The 20,065-nt window shown below is 37.8% G+C and carries 16 protein-coding genes; 15 read left to right on the forward strand and 1 reads right to left on the reverse strand.

What is annotated here, in order from left to right; genetic code table 11:
- Positions 1-46 precede the first annotated feature (46 nt).
- Positions 47-367: a hypothetical protein gene (locus BW951_RS16260; protein WP_076394805.1), complete on the reverse strand. Its 321-nt coding sequence runs from the start codon at positions 365-367 to the stop codon at positions 47-49.
- Between the two features lie 489 nt (positions 368-856).
- On the opposite strand from BW951_RS16260, the gene BW951_RS16265 reads away from it, so the two are divergent.
- The 15 genes from BW951_RS16265 to BW951_RS16330 all read left to right on the forward strand — a co-directional run bounded on the left by BW951_RS16265 (position 857) and on the right by BW951_RS16330 (position 20,041).
- On the forward strand, positions 857-1,402 hold the full coding sequence (locus BW951_RS16265) for a Pvc16 family protein (RefSeq protein WP_076394807.1): 546 nt from the start codon (positions 857-859) through the stop codon (positions 1,400-1,402).
- 41 nt (positions 1,403-1,443) lie between these two features.
- Positions 1,444-2,826: a phage tail sheath family protein gene (locus BW951_RS16270; RefSeq protein ID WP_076394809.1), complete on the forward strand. Its 1,383-nt coding sequence runs from the start codon at positions 1,444-1,446 to the stop codon at positions 2,824-2,826.
- 79 nt (positions 2,827-2,905) lie between these two features.
- Positions 2,906-4,555: a phage tail sheath family protein gene (locus BW951_RS23060; RefSeq protein ID WP_076394811.1), complete on the forward strand. Its 1,650-nt coding sequence runs from the start codon at positions 2,906-2,908 to the stop codon at positions 4,553-4,555.
- Between the two features lie 40 nt (positions 4,556-4,595).
- Positions 4,596-5,027 carry a phage tail protein gene (locus BW951_RS16280; protein WP_076394813.1) on the forward strand — a complete coding sequence of 144 codons (432 nt, stop codon included), beginning with the start codon at positions 4,596-4,598 and terminating at the stop codon, positions 5,025-5,027.
- Between the two features lie 25 nt (positions 5,028-5,052).
- Entirely contained in the window at positions 5,053-6,417 is a 1,365-nt protein-coding gene (locus tag BW951_RS16285; protein ID WP_076394815.1) for a phage tail sheath family protein, read from the forward strand.
- Between the two features lie 40 nt (positions 6,418-6,457).
- Positions 6,458-6,889, forward strand: coding sequence for a phage tail protein (locus tag BW951_RS16290; protein WP_076394813.1), 432 nt, complete (start codon positions 6,458-6,460; stop codon positions 6,887-6,889).
- A 2-nt stretch (positions 6,890-6,891) separates the two neighbouring features.
- Positions 6,892-7,359, forward strand: a complete 468-nt coding sequence (locus tag BW951_RS16295; protein ID WP_076394817.1) for a phage tail protein — start codon at positions 6,892-6,894, stop codon at positions 7,357-7,359.
- A gap of 199 nt (positions 7,360-7,558) precedes the next feature.
- Positions 7,559-7,720 carry a DUF5908 family protein gene (locus BW951_RS22830; RefSeq protein WP_175608835.1) on the forward strand — a complete coding sequence of 54 codons (162 nt, stop codon included), beginning with the start codon at positions 7,559-7,561 and terminating at the stop codon, positions 7,718-7,720.
- Positions 7,720-8,439, forward strand: coding sequence for a CIS tube protein (locus BW951_RS16300; RefSeq protein ID WP_076394819.1), 720 nt, complete (start codon positions 7,720-7,722; stop codon positions 8,437-8,439). The genes BW951_RS22830 and BW951_RS16300 overlap by 1 nt, the downstream gene beginning before the upstream one ends.
- A gap of 1 nt (position 8,440) precedes the next feature.
- Positions 8,441-10,186, forward strand: coding sequence for a type VI secretion system tip protein VgrG (gene vgrG, locus BW951_RS16305; RefSeq protein ID WP_076394821.1), 1,746 nt, complete (start codon positions 8,441-8,443; stop codon positions 10,184-10,186).
- 2 nt (positions 10,187-10,188) lie between these two features.
- Positions 10,189-10,479: a PAAR domain-containing protein gene (locus BW951_RS16310; RefSeq protein WP_076394823.1), complete on the forward strand. Its 291-nt coding sequence runs from the start codon at positions 10,189-10,191 to the stop codon at positions 10,477-10,479.
- A 113-nt stretch (positions 10,480-10,592) separates the two neighbouring features.
- Complete coding sequence (locus BW951_RS16315; protein ID WP_076394825.1) at positions 10,593-11,003, forward strand: GPW/gp25 family protein; 411 nt, start codon at positions 10,593-10,595, stop codon at positions 11,001-11,003.
- Positions 11,004-11,092: 89 nt separating this feature from the next.
- A complete protein-coding gene (locus BW951_RS16320) occupies positions 11,093-14,167 on the forward strand; it encodes a baseplate J/gp47 family protein (RefSeq protein WP_076394827.1) in 3,075 nt (1,024 codons plus the stop codon).
- Positions 14,168-14,191: 24 nt separating this feature from the next.
- On the forward strand, positions 14,192-17,041 hold the full coding sequence (locus tag BW951_RS16325; protein ID WP_084196466.1) for a hypothetical protein: 2,850 nt from the start codon (positions 14,192-14,194) through the stop codon (positions 17,039-17,041).
- Between the two features lie 12 nt (positions 17,042-17,053).
- Positions 17,054-20,041: a PKD domain-containing protein gene (locus BW951_RS16330; RefSeq protein ID WP_076394831.1), complete on the forward strand. Its 2,988-nt coding sequence runs from the start codon at positions 17,054-17,056 to the stop codon at positions 20,039-20,041.
- The last annotated feature ends 24 nt before the right edge of the window (positions 20,042-20,065 follow it).

The following is a 20,065-nucleotide window of genomic DNA, read 5'->3' on the forward strand; positions in this document are numbered from 1 at the left end:
ATTAAATAAATTTGAGTTATACAATGGTGGAATTACCGTAAAATGCTTATTTCTTGTCAAATTCTCCACCCCAGAAACCTGCAGGACAAAGGCTGTATTTGGACCTCTGTTTTGCACTCAGTCTGCATCCGCAACCTCTTATAAAGCCGTCTTTTGGACCGCTTGAAACTTCAAGAGTCTGAGGATGAATCCATTTTTGGGTATTGCAGTTGTTTCCGTTTTTCAAAGGACAGGCGTTACAGATTTCTTCTCTTACAGAAAAAATAACTTCTTCGTCCTGATTTGCCATACCCAGTTTTGATCTTAATTCATTAAAATGGCCGCCAATGATTTCATTGCGCTTGCCAAAAAGAGTTTTAATATTCATTGTGATTAAAGTTTAAATTATGGAGTCAAAATTAGAGGAAGAAAAACCGTCTGACGAATAATAAGACCTCGCTGTTCTGTCTTTGCAGTAGATCATAAACTTTTGTTCTGATAATAAAAACGATAAATTTTTTAATTCAGAAAAGGATGAAATCTGATCAGATTTCGATAATTGAAAAAATATTGAGCGGATAAAAAAATCAAAAGAGAAATCTCACAACATTATACTTAAAATAATCATTTTTTACTCCTTAAAATCACCTTCAGTTAACAGTGTTTATTTCACAAGCCTTAGATCAGGATAAATTTTTATTAAATGTATTGTGTGTTAATTATTTGATTGTCATTGCTTTATGTTGATTTGTTTTTTAGGTTAAAAGAAAATTCAAAAAAAGCATTTACTGCAAAGACAGGATGGAGCTCCCAAAATATTCGTTTTTTAAGTCGGGCTGATTGTATGTTTGCACCATAATACTAAAGAACAAAAATTATGATAAAAGAAGTATTAACAGTTTTAAAAAATGAGTTGCATTCTGCCGGTTTAGCAGATGTTGTTGTTAACGACATCGCAAAGCATGAAGACGGAGCTGCGGGACTTGATAATAAAGTGGTGATTACCTTACTGAACGTTCAGGAAGAATCTACCATGAAAAACATCTCAAGATATGTAAAAAATACATCCAATGTTACAAAAATGGAAAGTCCTTCGGCATATGTAAATCTTTTCGTAATGGTTACAGCCAATATGACGGACTATGACAGTGCTTTAATAAACATTTCAAAAGTTATTGAGGTTCTTCGTTCAAAAAATGTATTGGAATACGTTGCAACCGGTATCGGAGAAAGCAATTTTACTTTCAGAACAGAAATGTACGCCGTTCCCTTTGAGCAGCTAAGTTACATCTGGGGTTTATTGGGCGGAAAGATCATTCCTTCCGTAATGTATAAAGTAAGTGTGGTTAAGATTGGAGCTAAAAATGCTTCCGATGTTCAGCTTATTAATGATGTTGATATCAAGGATATTACGGTTAAATAATATCAGAAAACAAATAACCCTTTAATTTAAAATTTATGAACATGCCAAATCCGACGACACCCGGTGTTTCTATTGAAGAACTGCCAAAACTTCCCAACTCCATTGCATTGGTAGAAACTGCAGTACCTGTATTCATAGGATATACCGAACGAAAGCCTTCCGAAGACAATGATACTAGCGCATCTGATTATAAGCCATCAAAGATCAGCTCTCTTCTGGATTTTGAGAAAAAATTCGGGAGCGCAAAAATGGAAAGTATTACATTAAAAGATACAGATGCAGGAATAACAATTTTAGACCCAAAGGCAAAATTTTTAATGTATTATTCGTTACAAATGTATTTTGCTAATGGAGGCGGTGCTTGCTATATCGTTTCTGTGGAAGATTACAATGCAGCACAGGTAGAAAAAAGTCTTTTGGAATCAGGGTTAAATTTAATCAATAATATAAAAGAGCCACTTCTTCTTATTTTCCCGGATGCCGTATCACTAACCGCTTCTGATTTTCATGCCTTATATAATACAGCAATTACCAAAGCCGAATCTGCAGGAGAATCCAAAAATATGTTTGCCCTATTAGATACCTACTACGGAAATTCAACAACTAAAATCGGAAATCTTACTGCAGTAGAGAGTTTCAGAAATACAGTAAATTCCTCAAGTTATGCGGCAGCTTATTTTCCTCATCTGAAAACGGTTCTAAATTATCATTTTGATGAAAAAATAACTCCTGTTTCTCACCTCGATACGCAGAATCAGCCCGTTGGAATTGCCAATGGTGTAACATTAGAGTCCCTGAAAATAGCAAATTCTTCATTATACAATCAGATAAAAGAATTACTGAAATCTCTGAAAGTAGTTTTGCCGCCATCATCTGCAATAGCAGGAGTGTATGGAAGAATAGACAATACAAAAGGAGTCTGGAAAGCGCCCGCCAATGTAAGTTTGAATTACGTAACAGCTCCGACAGAAAAAATTTCCGACGAAGAACAATCCGGTCTTAACATTGATGATGAAGGAAAATCAATCAACGCTATCAGAAGCTTCACAGGAAAAGGAACCTTGGTTTGGGGAGCCAGAACGCTAGATGGAAAAGACAAAAAGGAAGATGAAAAAGATAACGAGTGGAAATACATCCACGTACGCCGTTATTATAACATGCTTAAACAGTCAATAAGCATAGCGCTTAACGAAAAATTTATCAATCAGCCTCATGTCATTCACACATGGTTAAGAGCAAAAGCAATGATTGAGAATTTTCTTAATCAGCAGTGGATCGATGGGGCATTGGCAGGAAATTCTCCCAAAGAAGCTTACAAAGTTGAAGTGAAATCCGGAGGAACAAACATCATGGATGTAAAAATTGAAGTAGCCTTAGTACGTCCTGCAGAGTTTATTGTATTAAATTTTTCTCACAAACTATAACAAAACCAAAATAAATCACAACAAAATATTGAAGTTCTGCTTCGAGTGATAATTAATATTAACTTAAAAATTTTAACAAATGAATTACAAAACCCCTGGAGTCTATGTGGAGGAAGAGGCAAAATTTCCGCCTTCCGTAGCGCAAGTTGAAACAGCGATTCCCGCTTTTATCGGATATACAGAAAAAGGGACACAAAACAAACCTACGAGAATCTCGTCCATGCTGGAATTTGAAGAGCTTTTTGGAAAAGCATACGCTGAAACTTTTGCTGTAGCTTTCAAAGATGGTGCTGCAACAGCAGTTCAGCCAAAGGTAAGCGATTTCAAAATGTATTACGCGATGCAAATGTATTTTGTCAATGGAGGCGGACCATGCTATATTGTTTCGGTAGACAAATTTGAATACAAAGAAAACGGCGTAATAAAAGAAAATAAAGTAAGTCCTGCTAAATTAGAAGCAGCTCTTGATTTACTGAAAAAAGAAGACGAGCCTACACTTATTGTTTTTCCTGATCTTCAAGGTTTGGTAGCAACGGATGATGAAGTAATAACTGCTCAAGCCTTTGCTGATGCTGCCGAAGAAGCTGCTGATGCTGCTTTACTTGCTATTAATGCAGCTACAGCGGCAAAAACTGCTGCTGACACAGCGCTTACTCAGGCTCAACAAGCTGCTGCCGCTGCACCTAATGATGAGGATCTTGCTGAGGCTGTCGTAAAAGCTCAATTAGCGGCTCAGGCTGCGGCTCAGGCATTAATTGATGCTAATTCTGATGCGGAAACAGCATCTGATATTAGTCTTGCTGCTGATGCCAATGTAACGTCTGTTACAAATGCGAATGATGAACAAAGTATTAAAACTGTTTATTCTCTGTATGACAGTGCTTTAGATCAGGCAGAATCTATGAAAGACAGGTTTGTTATTATGGATGTTTTAGGAGATGATGCTATTTTCAGAGATAAAGTAACTTCTACAGGGCTAAAATACGGAGCAGCTTATTATCCGAACCTTAAAACAATTTTAACGTACGCTTTTAAAGAAGATAAGGTTTCTGTGATGGGTGCTTCCGGTGTAACAACCTTAGCAGAATTAAAATTAAAAAATTCTGAACTGTACAATCAGGCTAAGGCGGCAATTGAATCCCAAAAAGTAGTTTTAGCTCCATCTTCAACAATGGCAGGTGTTTACGCTAAAGTAGACAGTACATCCGGAGTATTCAAAGCTCCTGCTAATACAGGACTTAATTATGTTGATTCTCCCGTGATTAAAATTTCCAATAAACGTCAGGATGAACTTAACGTAGATCCTACATCAGGAAAATCCATCAACGTTATCAGATCTTTTACAGGAAAAGGAACATTGGTTTGGGGCGCAAGAACGCTTGACGGCAACAGCAACGAATGGAGATACATTTCAGTACGCAGATTCTTCAACATGGTAGAAGAATCCGTGAAAAAAGCAACGGAACGTTTCGTATTTGAACCGAACACAGCCAATACATGGGTTCGCGTACAGGCGATGATCGAAAACTTCCTGAACCAGCAGTGGCAGGACGGAGCATTGGCAGGAAGCAAGCCGGAAGAAGCTTATTATGTAAGCGTTGGCTTAAACAAAACCATGTCTGCACAGGATATCCTTGAAGGCAGAATGATCGTGGAGATCGGTATGGCGGCAGTTCGTCCGGCAGAATTTATTGTTCTTCGTTTCTCACACAAACTGCAGGAAGCTTAAAAATTAAACAAACAAATAACAAAATTAAATAAAGACAATTATGAATACATATCCATTAGTAAAGTTTTCCTTTGAAGTAGATTGGGGCGGAACAAACATCGGTTTTCAGGAAGTTTCGGGATTAAGCATCGAGCGCGATATCATTGAATACAGACAGGGAGCAAGTCCGGATTTCAGCAAGATCAAAATGCCGGGAATGGCAAAATTCGGAAATATCACTTTAAAAAGAGGAACTTTCAAAGGCGATAATGATTATTTCGAATGGTTGCAGACGGTTCAGATGAACACGGTAGAAAGAAGATCCATCACGATTTCTCTTTTAGACGAGAACGGAGCCCCTGCGGTAACATGGAAAGTGAAAAATGCCTTCCCTCTGAAATTACAGTCAACCGACCTGAAAGCTGAAGGTAATGAGGTAGCAATCGAAACTTTGGAGATTGCGCACGAAGGTTTAACTATTGAACATAACTAAATATTAATTTTAAATTTTTAACAAAATGAATTACAAAACACCAGGTGTTTACGTGGAGGAACTGGCAAAATTTCCGCCTTCCGTAGCACAAGTAGAAACAGCGATCCCTGCTTTCATCGGATATACAGAAAAAGGACCAAAAAATGAGCCGACAAGAATTTCTTCGCTGTTGGAATATGAAAATCTTTTCGGAAAAGCAAAAAACGAAGGTAAAGAGATCAAAATTTCTGTTAAAGACAATACTGTCTCTACTACTTTTGAAGATAGTAAATTAGGTAAATTCAAAATGTACCATGCTATGCAAATGTATTTTGCAAACGGTGGTGGTCCATGTTATATTGTTTCTGTTGGAGTAGCTTCAGGATATCCTACAGAAGTATTAAAAAGCGAATTAGAAACAGGACTTAAGACTCTTGAAAGAGAAGATGAGCCTACGCTAATCGTTTTCCCGGATGCAGAATCTTTAACAGCATTAGAGGCTTACGGTTTGTATGGATTGGCTTTGGATCATGCAGAGGAAATGAAAGACAGGTTTGTTATTATGGACGTTCTTGGAGATGATCTTACTTTCAGAAATAAAGTAGTTTCTACAGGTTTAAAATACGGAGCTGCTTATTATCCGAAATTGGAAACTGTTTTAACTCATAGCTTTGAAGATGAAGATGTTAAAATTACAAGTTTTGAAGAAAAAGATATCTCAGGAAATGTTTTGTCTCTTCCAAATGGCTATGTAAACAATTTAAAATGGCTAAAATCCAACAGAACAGAGCTGTATAATAAAGCTAAAGCAGCAATCGAGTCTGAAAAAGTAGTGATGGCTCCGTCTTCAGCAGTTGCGGGTGTGTATGCTAAAGTAGACAGCACTTCCGGAGTATTCAAAGCACCTGCTAATGTTGGACTTAGCTATGTAGTGGCTCCTACAGTAAAAGTTTCTCACGAAGATCAGATGACTCTTAATGTAGATCCTACTTCAGGAAAATCCATCAACGTTATCAGATCTTTTACAGGAAAAGGAACATTGGTTTGGGGTGCAAGAACGCTTGACGGCAACAGCAACGAATGGAGATACATTTCAGTACGCAGATTCTTCAACATGGTAGAAGAATCCGTGAAAAAAGCAACGGAACGTTTCGTATTTGAGCCGAACACAGCCAATACATGGGTTCGCGTACAGACCATGATCGAAAACTTCCTGAACCAGCAGTGGCAGGACGGAGCATTGGCAGGAAGCAAGCCGGAAGAAGCTTATTATGTAAGCGTTGGCTTAAACAAAACCATGTCTGCACAGGATATCCTTGAAGGCAGAATGATCGTGGAGATCGGTATGGCGGCAGTTCGTCCGGCAGAATTTATTGTTCTTCGTTTCTCACACAAACTGCAGGAAGCTTAAAAATTAAACAAACAAATAACAAAATTAAATAAAGATAATTATGAATACATATCCATTAGTAAAGTTTTCCTTTGAAGTAGATTGGGGCGGAACGAACATCGGTTTTCAGGAAGTTTCTGGATTAAGCATCGAGCGCGATATCATTGAATACAGACAGGGAGCAAGTCCGGATTTCAGCAAGATCAAAATGCCGGGAATGGCAAAATTCGGAAATATCACTTTAAAAAGAGGAACTTTCAAAGGCGATAATGATTATTTCGAATGGTTGCAGACGGTTCAGATGAACACGGTAGAAAGAAGATCCATTACGATTTCTCTTTTAGACGAGAACGGAGCCCCTGCGGTAACATGGAAAGTGAAAAATGCCTTCCCTCTGAAATTACAGTCAACCGACCTGAAAGCTGAAGGTAATGAGGTAGCAATCGAAACTTTGGAGATTGCGCACGAAGGTTTAACTATTGAACATAACTAATCATGGCTCTTTTATATCCTCCAACCAGTTTCTCTTTTATTGTTAACGGGATTTCGACAACAGAGGGTATTGACTCCAGATTTCAGTCTATATCTGGTTTATCTACAGAAATTCAGACCGAAGAATATGCCGAAGGAGGCGAAAACAGATTTCTTCATCAGCTTCCTCTGAGACCGAAATATGAAAATTTAGTTCTTAAGCGTGGACTGATCGTAAGTTCCGGATTAATAAGCTGGTGCAGAAATGCAATGGAAAACTTCGAGTTTGAACCCAGAGATCTTGTCATTACACTTTCAGGAGGACTTCAGTCTACAGCACCGTTAATGGTCTGGAATGTAGTTGGAGCCTATCCGGTAAAATGGAACGTTTCAGAATTCAACGCAGAAGAAAGCAGACTTGCCATTGAAACAATAGAGCTGAAATACAGATATTTCAAAATACCCTCATCGTTAGCAAGTTTAGGCTTGTAATTTCTAAATCAAATCTAAGCACTTACCGTGTGTTAGTTTTCGGATAACATTCAGCAAAAATTTTAAGATAAAAAAATAAAGGATTGGTCTATAACAGGACTGAACACACGCTTTATGTGCTTAGATTTTTTTAAATAAATACGTTAAATAATTGGTTTTAAGTTTTTTACGTATTAATAATTAATTAAAAATAAACGAAATGCCAATAGAAATAAAAGAGCTTCACATTAAAATAAATGTGGACGAAAAAGCAGCCGCAACGACAACTACCGCATCAGTAGATGAAGGAAAAATTATGTATGCAATTAGCGAAAGCGTAGAGCAGGCAGTAAATATAGAAAAACGTAAAAAAGAAAGATAATGAGAGGAGAAATTCAAAAACTAACAATCGGGACATACGAGAATTCTGACTATCAGAAGAGGATTGATGCTAAAGCTTTTAAAGCTTTTATAAATCCTACGGGTTATTCAGTTACTTACAAAACGGAACTTGAACCTGGTCAGGCATTGGGAACAGCTAAAACTGATTTGAAATATACAGCATCACCTTCAACAGATTTACAATTAGAATTTCTATTTGATGGTACGGGGGTTACGGAAGAAAATTCCGGTATTAAATTGATTAATAAAATTAAAGGAAAAACATTCAAGAAAACAACTGTAAAAGACCAGGTAGATGCTTTCTATAAAGCTACAGGCAAGGTTGCCGGTCCTATTCATAAGCCTTATAATGTTATTCTTAACTGGGGCAGCTTTGAATTTAAAGGAGTATTAGCAGAATTTACAGTAGAGTACAAATTGTTTGACAATGAAGGACAGCCTTTAAGAGCAATAGGAAAAGCCAAATTTAGTGAATCAATCAGTCCCAAGTTAGAAGCTGCTGAGAAGAAAAACGAATCTCCAGATGTCACCCATAAAAGAACCGTACAGGCAGGAGACACTTTACCCTTAATGACTGAAAGAATTTACGGAGACTCCAAATATTACCTGGAAGTCGCTAAGGTTAATAATCTCATCAATTTCAGACAGTTGAAACCGGGAACTGAACTCTACTTTCCACCCATAGAAAAAATAGCATAACATGAACAACAGCGGATACATAAAAACATCAAAAAATCCGGATCTGATCACTTTTAAAGTAATGTCCGGAGGTACCGAGTTGCCGGGGAAATATGGGGTAAAAAGTATTGTTGTAGAAAAAGAAGTAAACAGAATTCCTTATGCCCGCATTGTTATTTTGGATGGAAGCGTACCGGAACAGGATTTTAAACTAAGCAATGAAGATCTTCTGATTCCCGGAAAAGAAATTGAAATTACAGCAGGCTATCATTCGGATGAAGAAAGCATTTTTAAAGGAGTTGTTGTAAAGCACAATATAAAAGTAAGAAACGGCTCTTCCTACCTCATCATAGAATGCAGAGATAAAGCAGTAAAGATGACTTTAGGCAGAAAAAGTAAATATTTCTACGACAGTAAAGACAGCGATATTATCGGAGAACTGATCAGTAGCAACGGATTGAATGCCGATGTTCAGGCTACCTCAAATTCACACAAAGAATTGATTCAGTACAGAGCTTCCGACTGGGATTTTATGCTCACCCGAGCACAGGCAAACGGAAAACTTTGTTTTGTAGAAGACGGAACCGTTAAAATAGCGAAACCCGATTTCAGTAAAAAAGAAGTTGAAACAGTGATTTACGGATCTTCGGTGCATGAGTTTGACGGAGAAATAGACGCAAGAGATCAGTTCAAAAAAATTTCAGCCAAAACATGGAGCTATACCGATCAGGAACTTACAGAAGTGGAAGCTCAGGATCCCGCAGTAAAACTTAACGGAAACCTTTCACCGGATGATCTGGCGAAAGTATTTGGAATAGACGATCTGCAGCTTAAACATGGCGGAAATCTTACGCAGAGTGAACTTCAGGACTGGAGTGATGCGAAAGCAACTTTCCAACAACTGGCAAAGACCAGAGGAAGGGTGAAATTTCAGGGAATTCCGGCTGTAAAACCGGGAGTTTCATTAATGCTGCAAGGCGTAGGAAACCGTTTCAACGGAAAAATTTACGTAACAGGCGTCCGTCACGAAATCGCTGAAGGAAACTGGCTTGTTGATGCACAATTCGGGCTTTCTCCAACATGGTTCTCAGAAACATATGATGTGAGCGAAATGCCGGGTTCAGGGATTATTCCTTCCATCAGCGGATTACACATCGGGAAAGTATCCCAACTGGAATCCGATCCCGATGGAGAAGACAGGATTCTGGTGCAGATCCCGATCATCAATAACGAAGAGGAGGGAATCTGGGCGCGTGTAGCCACACTTGATGCAGGAGAAAACAGAGGATCATTCTTCAGACCGGAAATCGGAGATGAGGTAATCATTGGTTTTATTAATGATGATCCCAATGATGCAGTAGTTCTGGGAATGCTGAACAGCAGCGCAAAACCGGCTCCTATTGTAGCTTCCGATGACAACAACGAAAAAGGATTTGTTACCCGCAGCAAAATGAAGATGATTTTTAATGACGATAAAATTTCATACACCCTTGAAACACCAAAAGGCAAAAAAATAACTGTAGACGAAGATGCAGATGTCATTAAAATAGAAGACGAGCATAAGAATACTCTTACCCTCAATAAAGACGGGATCAGTATGGAAAGTGGGAAAGACATCAGGATCAAAGCAAAAGGTGATATTAAGATGGAAGGAACCAATATCGGTATCAAAGCATCCGCACAGTTCAAAGCAGAAGGAAGTTCCGGTTCTGAGCTTAAATCAGGCGCAGTAACCATCGTAAAAGGATCTCAAGTTAAAATCAATTAATCATGAAACCGGCAGCAAGAATTACAGATATGCATACCTGTCCGATGGTAACGGGAACTACCCCGCACGTTGGCGGACCCATCATTCCGGCAGGAGAACCTACTGTACTTATAGGAGGTAAACCCGCAGCAAGAGTAGGAGACAAAGCGATATGCACAGGTCCGCCCGATACCATTGCAGCAGGATCTTCAAGCGTAATGATTGGCGGAAAACCAGCCGCAAGAATGGGAGATTCTACCGCTCACGGAGGCGTAATAAGCGCGGGTGAAGCGACTGTTTTAATAGGCGGATGATACACAGCCTGCAAGATTAAAAAATGTAAAAACATCAATAACAAAACGGTTAGAAAACTAAAACTCTATGTTACAGATGCGAGATGTTACAATTAAATATAATACAAGAACGTATGAAAATAAATACAGATTTTTTAGGAATAGGCTGGAGTTTCCCGCCTGAGTTTAATGAGGCTGAAGGAAAGCTGGTAATGACTACAGATGTTGAAGACATCAACAACAGTTTGATCATTTTACTCTCCACAAGACCGGGAGAACGCGTTATGTTCCCCGATTACGGATGCGACCTGCAGGAAATGCTTTTCAAACCTTTGGACTTAACGCTGATTACCCAAATGAAAGGAATCATCGAGCGTGCCATTTTATATCACGAGCCCAGAATAAACATTTTAAATATCGACATCGATACTCAGGAAGAACTGGAAGGCGAAGTGTTGATAAAAATTGATTACGAAGTAAGGAATACGAATACCAGAAGCAATATGGTTTTCCCTTTCTATAAAGGAGAAGCTACTGAAATATAAATAATTACGGGATGTCTGTAACCATTTTGAATACTACCGAAACATTACATTAAGTATTGCATCTGACCATAGAATATAAATATAAACAAATGAAAAAAACAGATACATTTTCACATTATCGTGAAGGAAAATCACAAATGCAGCGCTTTTTAGCGGATCTGGATCCCGGCAATCTCGAATTGCACGACTTCGATCTGTTCGATTGGTTGCTATTTGCAAACAATTTTGCCAGTCATGTAAATTTTTTTGAAAAAGATGCTGATACAGCAATACCAGATAAGAAGTGGGGAAACTTTTTCTTTGGTGATGATACCAATGCTATTCCGCGCCGAGAAAGCGTAGAGTACAAAAGTATGAAAAAACAGGTTACAGATCTTATTTCCCAATTTGAACAGGACAGCAATCTGACGCCTCATCTTACTCTCTTTGTCTGCTTTCTGAAATTGCTGGATTTTTCCAAAAAAGCTTTCAATAATTTAACGAAAAGACATCTGGATTTCTACTATAACGAGATCCTTCAGATTCAGAAGAATGATGCTAAAGAAGACAAAGTCTATGTAATTTTTGAATTGGCAAAAAAAGCAATTCAGGAAAGAATTCCGGAAGGAACACTTCTGGACGGAGATAAAGATGCGGAAGGAAAAAAACGGGTCTACAAAACCAATAATGAACTTATTGCCAATCAGGCAAAAATAGTTGAAATTAAAAGTCTTCTTAACGACGGCGGAAAACAAGAGCTTAAAATGGCTCCGGTGACCAATTCTGCCGACGGAATGGGCGAAAAACTGCCGGAAGGCGGAAACTATTGGTGGCCGTTCGGATACAATGCTGAAGAAACAGCTTCGGACAAATCGATCTATAAAGAACTTCCAAAAGCGAAACTGGGCTTTTCTGTAGCATCATCTTTATTCGATTTAAAAGAAGGAGACAGAACAATTACCCTGAAAATAGATTTCAATGCAAATTCTGTTCAAAAACTAAAAGACCTTGAAAAAGAAGACTTTCAGAACAACATCAAAGTACTTTGCAGCGGGGAAAAAGAATGGTTATCCGACATTGCATTACAATGTGCTGAAAATGGAGAAACAGGAACCAAAAGTGATAAAAAACACCGTTTAACATTTTCTTTAACATTACCGAAAGATTTTCCTGCCATCGTAAAATACAATAAAGATGTTCTGAAGGAAACTTTCCAAACCAGTTTTCCTGTTCTCAGATTCATGATTGAAGGGAAGAAATATTATGAAGTCTATGAAGCTTTTTCAGAAGCATTGGTCAACAATATTGAAGTTTCTGTAGATGTAAAAGGAATAAAATCTCTTCAGATTGAAAATGACAATGGAGAGCTGAATTCCGAAAAATCCTATTATCCATTTACTGCGCAGCCGATCAAAGGTTCCAATTTTTATATAAAATGTCCTGAAATGTTCTCTAAAAAATGGAACACTGCAGACATTACCATCAATTGGAAAAACACGCCGACTTCCATAAAGGATTTATACAGCGGGTATATCATGGAACCGGATACAAATATCAGTCAGCAGGATTTTAATAATTTGAAAAATTCGTCAGTTGTAACAGGAGACGATTATTTTAAGATCGATACAGCGGTGTTAGACAAAGAAATCTGGCACAATCAGGAAAGTGATATTGCTTTATTTAAAAAGAATGGAAATGTTTACCAGACACAGTTTTCTGTAAAAAGCACCAGTGATGAAGCAGGTACAGGCGAAGCGATCAGGGTAAAACTGAAGAAATCTTTATTACAGGACTTGTATCCTAAATTATATACGCTTGTTTTATCAGATCCTCAAAAACTAAAAGTAGTTCCGAACGAACCTTATATTCCTTTTGCGGAAGATATTGAACTGAGCTACAGCGCAACAGAAACCGCATACCATTCTTTAAGAAAAGATTCTGAAGGAGAACTTCTGAAAAGTGAAGAAGTACAGATGTATCATGAAGATGCTTTCGGGCAGTATGAAAAGGAAATTGATACGAAAACCATTGTTCCGGTACATCAGAAAGGAGGTGAATTATACATCGGTCTGGAAGCAGTTCCGCAAATGACGGTTTCCCTTCTCATCCAGATGCTGGAAGGAAGCGAAAATCCTTTAGCCGAAACTTTTGAAGAAAAAGAGTATATCGAATGGAGCATCCTTTCCGGAAATACATGGATTGACCTTTCAAACTCTATGCTGCAGAATGATTCTAAAAAATTCCTGGAATCCGGAATTGTAAAATTCAAAATTCCAAAAGATATTAATTTGAATCACACAAGATTTACAGATCAGTTAATCTGGGTAAGAGCAAGATCAGGAAGAAGTTACGATGCGGTTTGTAAAGTTCAGGGAATATATACACAGGCAGTTCTGGCAACATTCCAGAATCAGAACAATGATCTGTCCCACTTAAACAACGGTTTGGAAGCCAATACGATTTCCAGACTTATTACCAGAGTTCCACAGGTAAAATCTGTGAGCCAGCCGTATAACTCATTCGACGGAAAATATAAAGAAACAGATACAGAATTCTACAGAAGAGTAAGTGAAAGACTGAGACATAAAAACAGAGCCGTTACACAATGGGATTACGAGCATCTCGTTTTGCAGGAATTTCCAGAAGTTTTCAAGGTAAAATGCCTGAATCATACTTCGGAAAAGTCTTACCTCGCTCCCGGATATGTTACGCTGATGGTTGTTCCGAATATTAAAAATAAAAACGCTTTTGATATTTATCAGCCAAGAGTAAGCAGAGCCACGCTTAACAGGATTCAGAAGTATATAAATGAATGGAATACCATGCACATCAACGCTCAGGTAATCAACCCGAATTATAAAGAAGCGAAGGTAGAAACAAAGGTGAAATTCTTCGATCAGTATGATGAAACATTTTACACAAAACAGTTAGACGAAGACATCAAAAAGTACATATCGCCTTGGGCTTTTACAGACACTAAAGATATTGATTTTAATGTGAAACTGAATGTTAATCAGCTTATTAATTATCTGGAACAACTGCATTATGTAGACTACGTTGAGGAGACCAGTATATTGGTAAATAATGTTTTACAGACACAGTCTTTAATCGAAGTAGATCCGAAATCCATACTCGTATCTGCCAAACAGCACAAAGTTACTATTGCAGAACCGGTATGCCTTTAATAACAAACAAGCAGAAACATAATTATGTCAGAAAATAAGCACATTAGTATACCCAAAAATATAGAAACGCAGGATCAGACCGATTTTCACTTTCTACGCAGAACAGGTATTGAATATATAGAAGGATTAGGAGGAAAACTTTGGACAGATTATAACTCTCACGATCCGGGGATTACCACATTGGAGGTTTTAAGCTACGCCATCACAGATCTTGGGATGAGGATGAATATGAATATGGAAGACATTCTTGCTTCAAACGATGCAAAAAAAGATATTCATACACAATTCCTGAAAGCTACGGAAGTTTTACCTTCCAGACCTTTAACGGAGCTTGATTACAGAAAGCTCTTCATCGATATCAGCTTTAAATTCGGTCATCCGAGACCAATCAGCAACTGTTGGCTGGTTCCGAGAACCGAAACGCTGTATGTGGATTGTAAAACTGGACAGTTGGATTTTGAACCTATCGGAGAAAAGACACAACATTTTAACGTAAAAGGATTGTATGACCTTTATGTAGATTATGCCGATGATATAGACGATAGTGAGAATGAAGATTGTGACAAATCGAATGCAAGAGTAAAAATACTGGAGCGTTATCACCAGAACAGAGGTCTTTGCGAAGATCTTGTAGATATTAAAGAAATCGAAACCCAGAAAGTTGCGGTATGCGCCCGCATCGGACTTGTAAATAAAGTAGATGAGGAACTGGTTCATGCAAAGGTAATCAGAGCGATCAACAACTATCTGGCTCCGGAAGTTCATTTCTATTCATTAAAGCAGATGCTGGAAAAAGGTCTTACCACAGATGAGATTTTTGACGGACCGATTCTCAATAATGGTTTTATTGATACTGAAGAATTGAAAGCAAGTCAGTTAAGAAGAGAAGTCAGACTTTCTGATATCATCAGCGAGATCATGAAAATCGACGGAGTGAAAGAAATTCACGAAATTTCTATTGCCGGCTGCGACAGTGCAGTGAAGCAGACCGATGACTGGATGATCTGTATTGAAAAAGGTAAAAAACCGGAGCTTTGCGATCTGAGTTCATTCAGTTACACCAAAGGTGCGCTTCCGTTGAATATCAACACTAAAAAAGTAGATGAATATCTCGAAACGTTAAGAAAAGAGGAGGAAGTACTGAGAGAAGATGCCAGACAAAATAAAGAGTTGACTCTGCCGCAGGGAACTTCTTACGATATCGGGAATTACGCGACTATTTTAAATGAATTTCCGGATACGTACGGAGTGGGAATTTCCGGAATCATCGGAAATCCAACCCCGGAAAGAGAAGCTTTGGCAAAACAGATGAAAGGATATCTTTTGTTTTTCGATCAGATTCTTGCCAGTTATTTCAAACATCTTGAAAAAGTAAAAGAAGTTTTAAGTATCAACGGAGGTTTAAAGAGAACGTTCTTTACTCAGGCTCTTAAAAACATCAAAGGTTTTGAAGAATTGGTTTCAGATTATGATGAAAATGACGACAGACTTACAGATGTTTTATACGAAGAACTTGATAACAGTGTGGAACGCCGAAATGAAGTCTTGGATCATTTAATTGCCCGTTTTGCAGAAACATTCAGCGACTACACTTTCCTGATGAAATCTCTGTACGGAAAATCTACCGATGAAATTGTACTGAACAATAAAGAAACCTTCTTAAACGAATACAAATCGTTGAGCAAAGACCGTGGATTGGGCTATAATTATACATTAGATGATACCGCGAATGTCTGGAATACAGACAATATTTCAGGGGTACAGAAAAGAATTGCCCGATTACTGGGAATAAAAAATTATCAGCAGAGAAATCTTTCTCAAACACCTGTTTCGATTATTAAATCGGTAAGTGACGACGGAACGGCAAGCTATTCATGGAAAATAAAAGATGCAAAAAGTAATATCACTTTATCATCCGTAAATTCATTCCATATCGAATATGCGGCAACTAAAAATCTGCATGAAGCCATTTACCAGACCATTCAGATAGACGAAGAAGATCTTAAAAATGCATTAGAGCTTTTACAGGAAAATCAGACTCATTATGATTTGATTGGGAATATTCAGATCCGAATGTCTGCCGGAGGGAACTATTATCTTGAAATTATGGATGACAGCCAGCCGCAAAATGTAATGGCTACCCATAAAAAGACAAATCCGTACCCTTCTTTAACCGAATTAAAAAAGGGAATCGAGGAGTTGGTAAGATATTTCAAATATGATTTTACCGAAGAAGGAATTTTCCTTGTAGAGCATTTACTGCTGAAACCTGCATTTAAAGATTACAAGCTTGTGGGAGGAATCGGATGTATGTCTGTGGAAGATACTTTCAAAGTATTTCAGGATCTTGAAGGAATCGGCAGCATGATCGTAGGAAAATCTTTTGAAGTATTTCCAAATGAGGAAGGAGATGTTCTTCCTGCAAATCCGGTAGATTATGCCGATGCTTTAATGTCTTCCTGCGAAGAAGACTGCGAATATGATGTTTTTGATCCTTATTCTTACCGTGTAAGTGTGGTTCTTCCGGGCTTTGCCTACCGTTTTCAGGATCCTGACTTCAGACGTTATGCAGAAACTGTGATCCGACAGGAGATTCCGGCTCATATTCTGGCTAAAATCTGTTGGGTGGGAGATCGTTTAAGTGAAAAACAAACCGCTCAGAACGATTTGTCTGCATTTGAAACGGCATTTAAAAAATATCTTTCGGATAAGGCAAAAAATAACCTTAACAATTTAGGAAACAGCATTCAGAATTTACTGACGGCTCTTACCAATTTAAATAATATTTACAGACCGGGAAGACTCTTAGACTGTGCTATAGAAGATAACGACAGCCTGGACGGGAAAATAATATTAGGACAATCAAACATATAAAATTGAAAAACAATGAATGCTAAATTAGATAATGTAACAACCCAATATAGAAAGTTTAACGAAAATCAGGTACTTACAGACGGGCAGTTAAATGAATTCATAGACTATTTCGAAGATCAGGACAGGCTCTCGAGAACACTTCTCAGCGGCGTAGGAATTGTATGCGGATTTAAATCCACAATTACCAGTTCTGGTCTGGTTCCGGACGTTATGGAAAAAATCGCTCCGCGAAAGGCTGAAAATGCTTTGGATACCATTGTGATTACCCAAGGAGCAGGAGTTACCACAGACGGAGATTTAATTACCCTTCGTACAGGAAAAGAGAAATCTTCAGACTTTACGATAGATTTCGATACTAAAAATTACAGATACTTCAGAGAGTATAAAGACAAAGTGAGGTATGACCATTTCCGAATCGGAGAAGACCAGATTCCTTTATTGGAACTGGCAACCGAAGACGAACTGAAGCAAATGGAAGTTAAAGGATTAGACACGGGTAGTTTTAAAGATATTAAAACTCTGGAAAAACTGAATGAAAAAATCATCATCCTTTATCTGGAAAGCTATTCTAATGATGAGACTCCTTGTGAGGATGCCGATTGTGATAACACCGGAGCAGAGCAGGTTTCTGATCTTAAAGTGCTTTTGGCAGATTTTCAGTCTGTTTCCGATCTTATGACGAGCGGAAATGCAAAAGATACGCTGTATAAAATTCATAATTCTTACGAAGAACTTTTTGACCGCTTACCGAATATTGAAGCTAAAAGAGTGATCCTTGATCCTAAAGTTGAAACAGCAGATCAGTTAAAAAGAAAATTTCTTAACGCCATGGATTCTGTTTCGAAATTGTCCGACGGTTTTGGCGCTATTGCAGATACTTTTAAAATAGATCTCAACTTCAGTGGTTTATCGCTTTTTAATAAACTCAATACTTTATTGTCTGCATCTTCACCAAGACTGGATGATTTTCAGTACAGATATGATCTCCTGAAAGATCTCATTGATACTTACAATGAAATAAAAGGACTGATCTTAAATCTGAATGTTGAATGTTGCCCGACTATTGCTTCATTCCCTAAACATTTGATGTTGGGATATGCCGGAGGTTCTTTGGAATTGGGAGAGTATGCAGCTTTCCGTCACGGATTCTATCATTCGCCCATCACAACTCAAGATGATGAAAATTATGAAAGATTGATGTTATTAGCCAATCGTTTTGTGCAGAAAATCAATGGATTTCAATCTTATATCGGACCGGTTAAAATTACACCCTCCAATCTTTATGTGAGATTAGGAGAAAAAGCGATCCCATATTATTATAACGTAGATAAACCATTACTGGATAAGTGGAATTTTGAAAAGACAAAAACAGACAGAGAAACATATAATTTAAGTTATCATACTGCCAACTTATCATCAGAAGATTATGTTCAGAATCCTCTGAATTATAATATCGATAACAATGATTTCTACAGAATTGAAGGACATCTTGGATTGCCTTATGAAACAGCGGTACAGAATATTAATGATCTTAAAATGAAGTACGGACTGGCTTTTGACGTTAGCGTTTTACTTTTAAATGACGGTAAAAAAACAGACGATGAGCCTGAAGAACCAAGAAAGGTTTCCATTGAAGAACTCAGAAATAAATTATTGTCTATTTCCAATGATATCAGTAAAGAAACAGGAGACCCGAAGAACGCACTCCTTAATTTATCCAAATTAGACAGCGATCTTAAGTTATTGAATAAAGCTAAATTTGAAACGCCTTCCGGATCATCAGACGACGTTACGATTGTAAAAGAAGATCCCAGAAAAGAAGAAATTTCTACAGAACTTTTAAGCGATTTTTTAGAAAGAAAATCAGGCTTGGAGCATCTTTCCGGTGTAGAACCGGGCGGAACATTTGTTTTGATCGCAGAGTCGAAAGCAAACAATCAGGTTATTGCAGATTTCTCATTGTCTTATTTATGTTGTTCAAAAAAAGATCCTGTATTCTTATCATTACCTTCAGGTAAACTTTGCCAAAATGAAAAACCGGTTCTTATGACAATCGTTCCTTTGGATGGTCAGGTAAAAGCATTTGTAAACGGAACAGAAATATCCGCCATTACCCAGACCGGAGGACAAAGTTATTTTGATCCGGCATTGGTTGGCGCAGCTTATCTCGGACAAACCATTACTTTCACAGTTAATGATGATCCTGTGGATACTCAAATGGTTGTTTACAAAAAACCAGAAATTGTATCTGTAGCTTCAGGTTCCATAACATATAGCACTCCTACTACAGATCCTAACACCACAGACCCGGATGCAACAGTAGAATTTAATGTCACTGGAGATTTTACAGATCTTGATTTTACTTGGAATTTTGGTGATGGTAGCCAGATACATTATAACGAATTACCAACTAACAAAAAGACTCACACTTATAATCTTGTTTCCGGACAGGAGGAAACTTTTCATCCAACACTTACGGTAACAAACAAAAATGGATGTAGTAATGTATATGAATTGAGCCCTCTAAAATTAAAAGGACAATCAACCATTGCTTGTTTAAGTGGAATGAGGATTGTCGTTCAGTTTAGATATGGTCCAGACGGCACCCATACTTGTAATCGAGCTAGTTTTAATCTATTAGGAAACGGAGTATTGATAGAGGGTACAAAACCATATTCAGATCCTGTGATAAAAGGGAATATTCATTTAAGTAATACGAAAGGAAATCAGGACGCGGGTAATATTATTCCGGGCGGTCATCCATCAAGTAGATATAATGAAATTATTATAACGCAAGAAGAAGCGGAAGCATTAGCAGCAGGAGCGAATGAAGGATTTGTACAATTTTCACTGGATTGTGCAATGCCTCCTAGCATTGGATGTCATACAGGTGTTGCTTTTACTCAGTTATTTTTAGCAAACGATTCTACACCTATTTATTCTGGTTATCCTGATGGAAATTTCTTAGAGATCAATCCTTGTACAGGAGTGACAAGATAACAATTAAATATAGCTTCATGGATA

The sequence above is a fragment of the Chryseobacterium gambrini genome (assembly GCF_900156825.1).
Classification (GTDB): Bacteria; Bacteroidota; Bacteroidia; order Flavobacteriales; family Weeksellaceae; genus Chryseobacterium; species Chryseobacterium gambrini.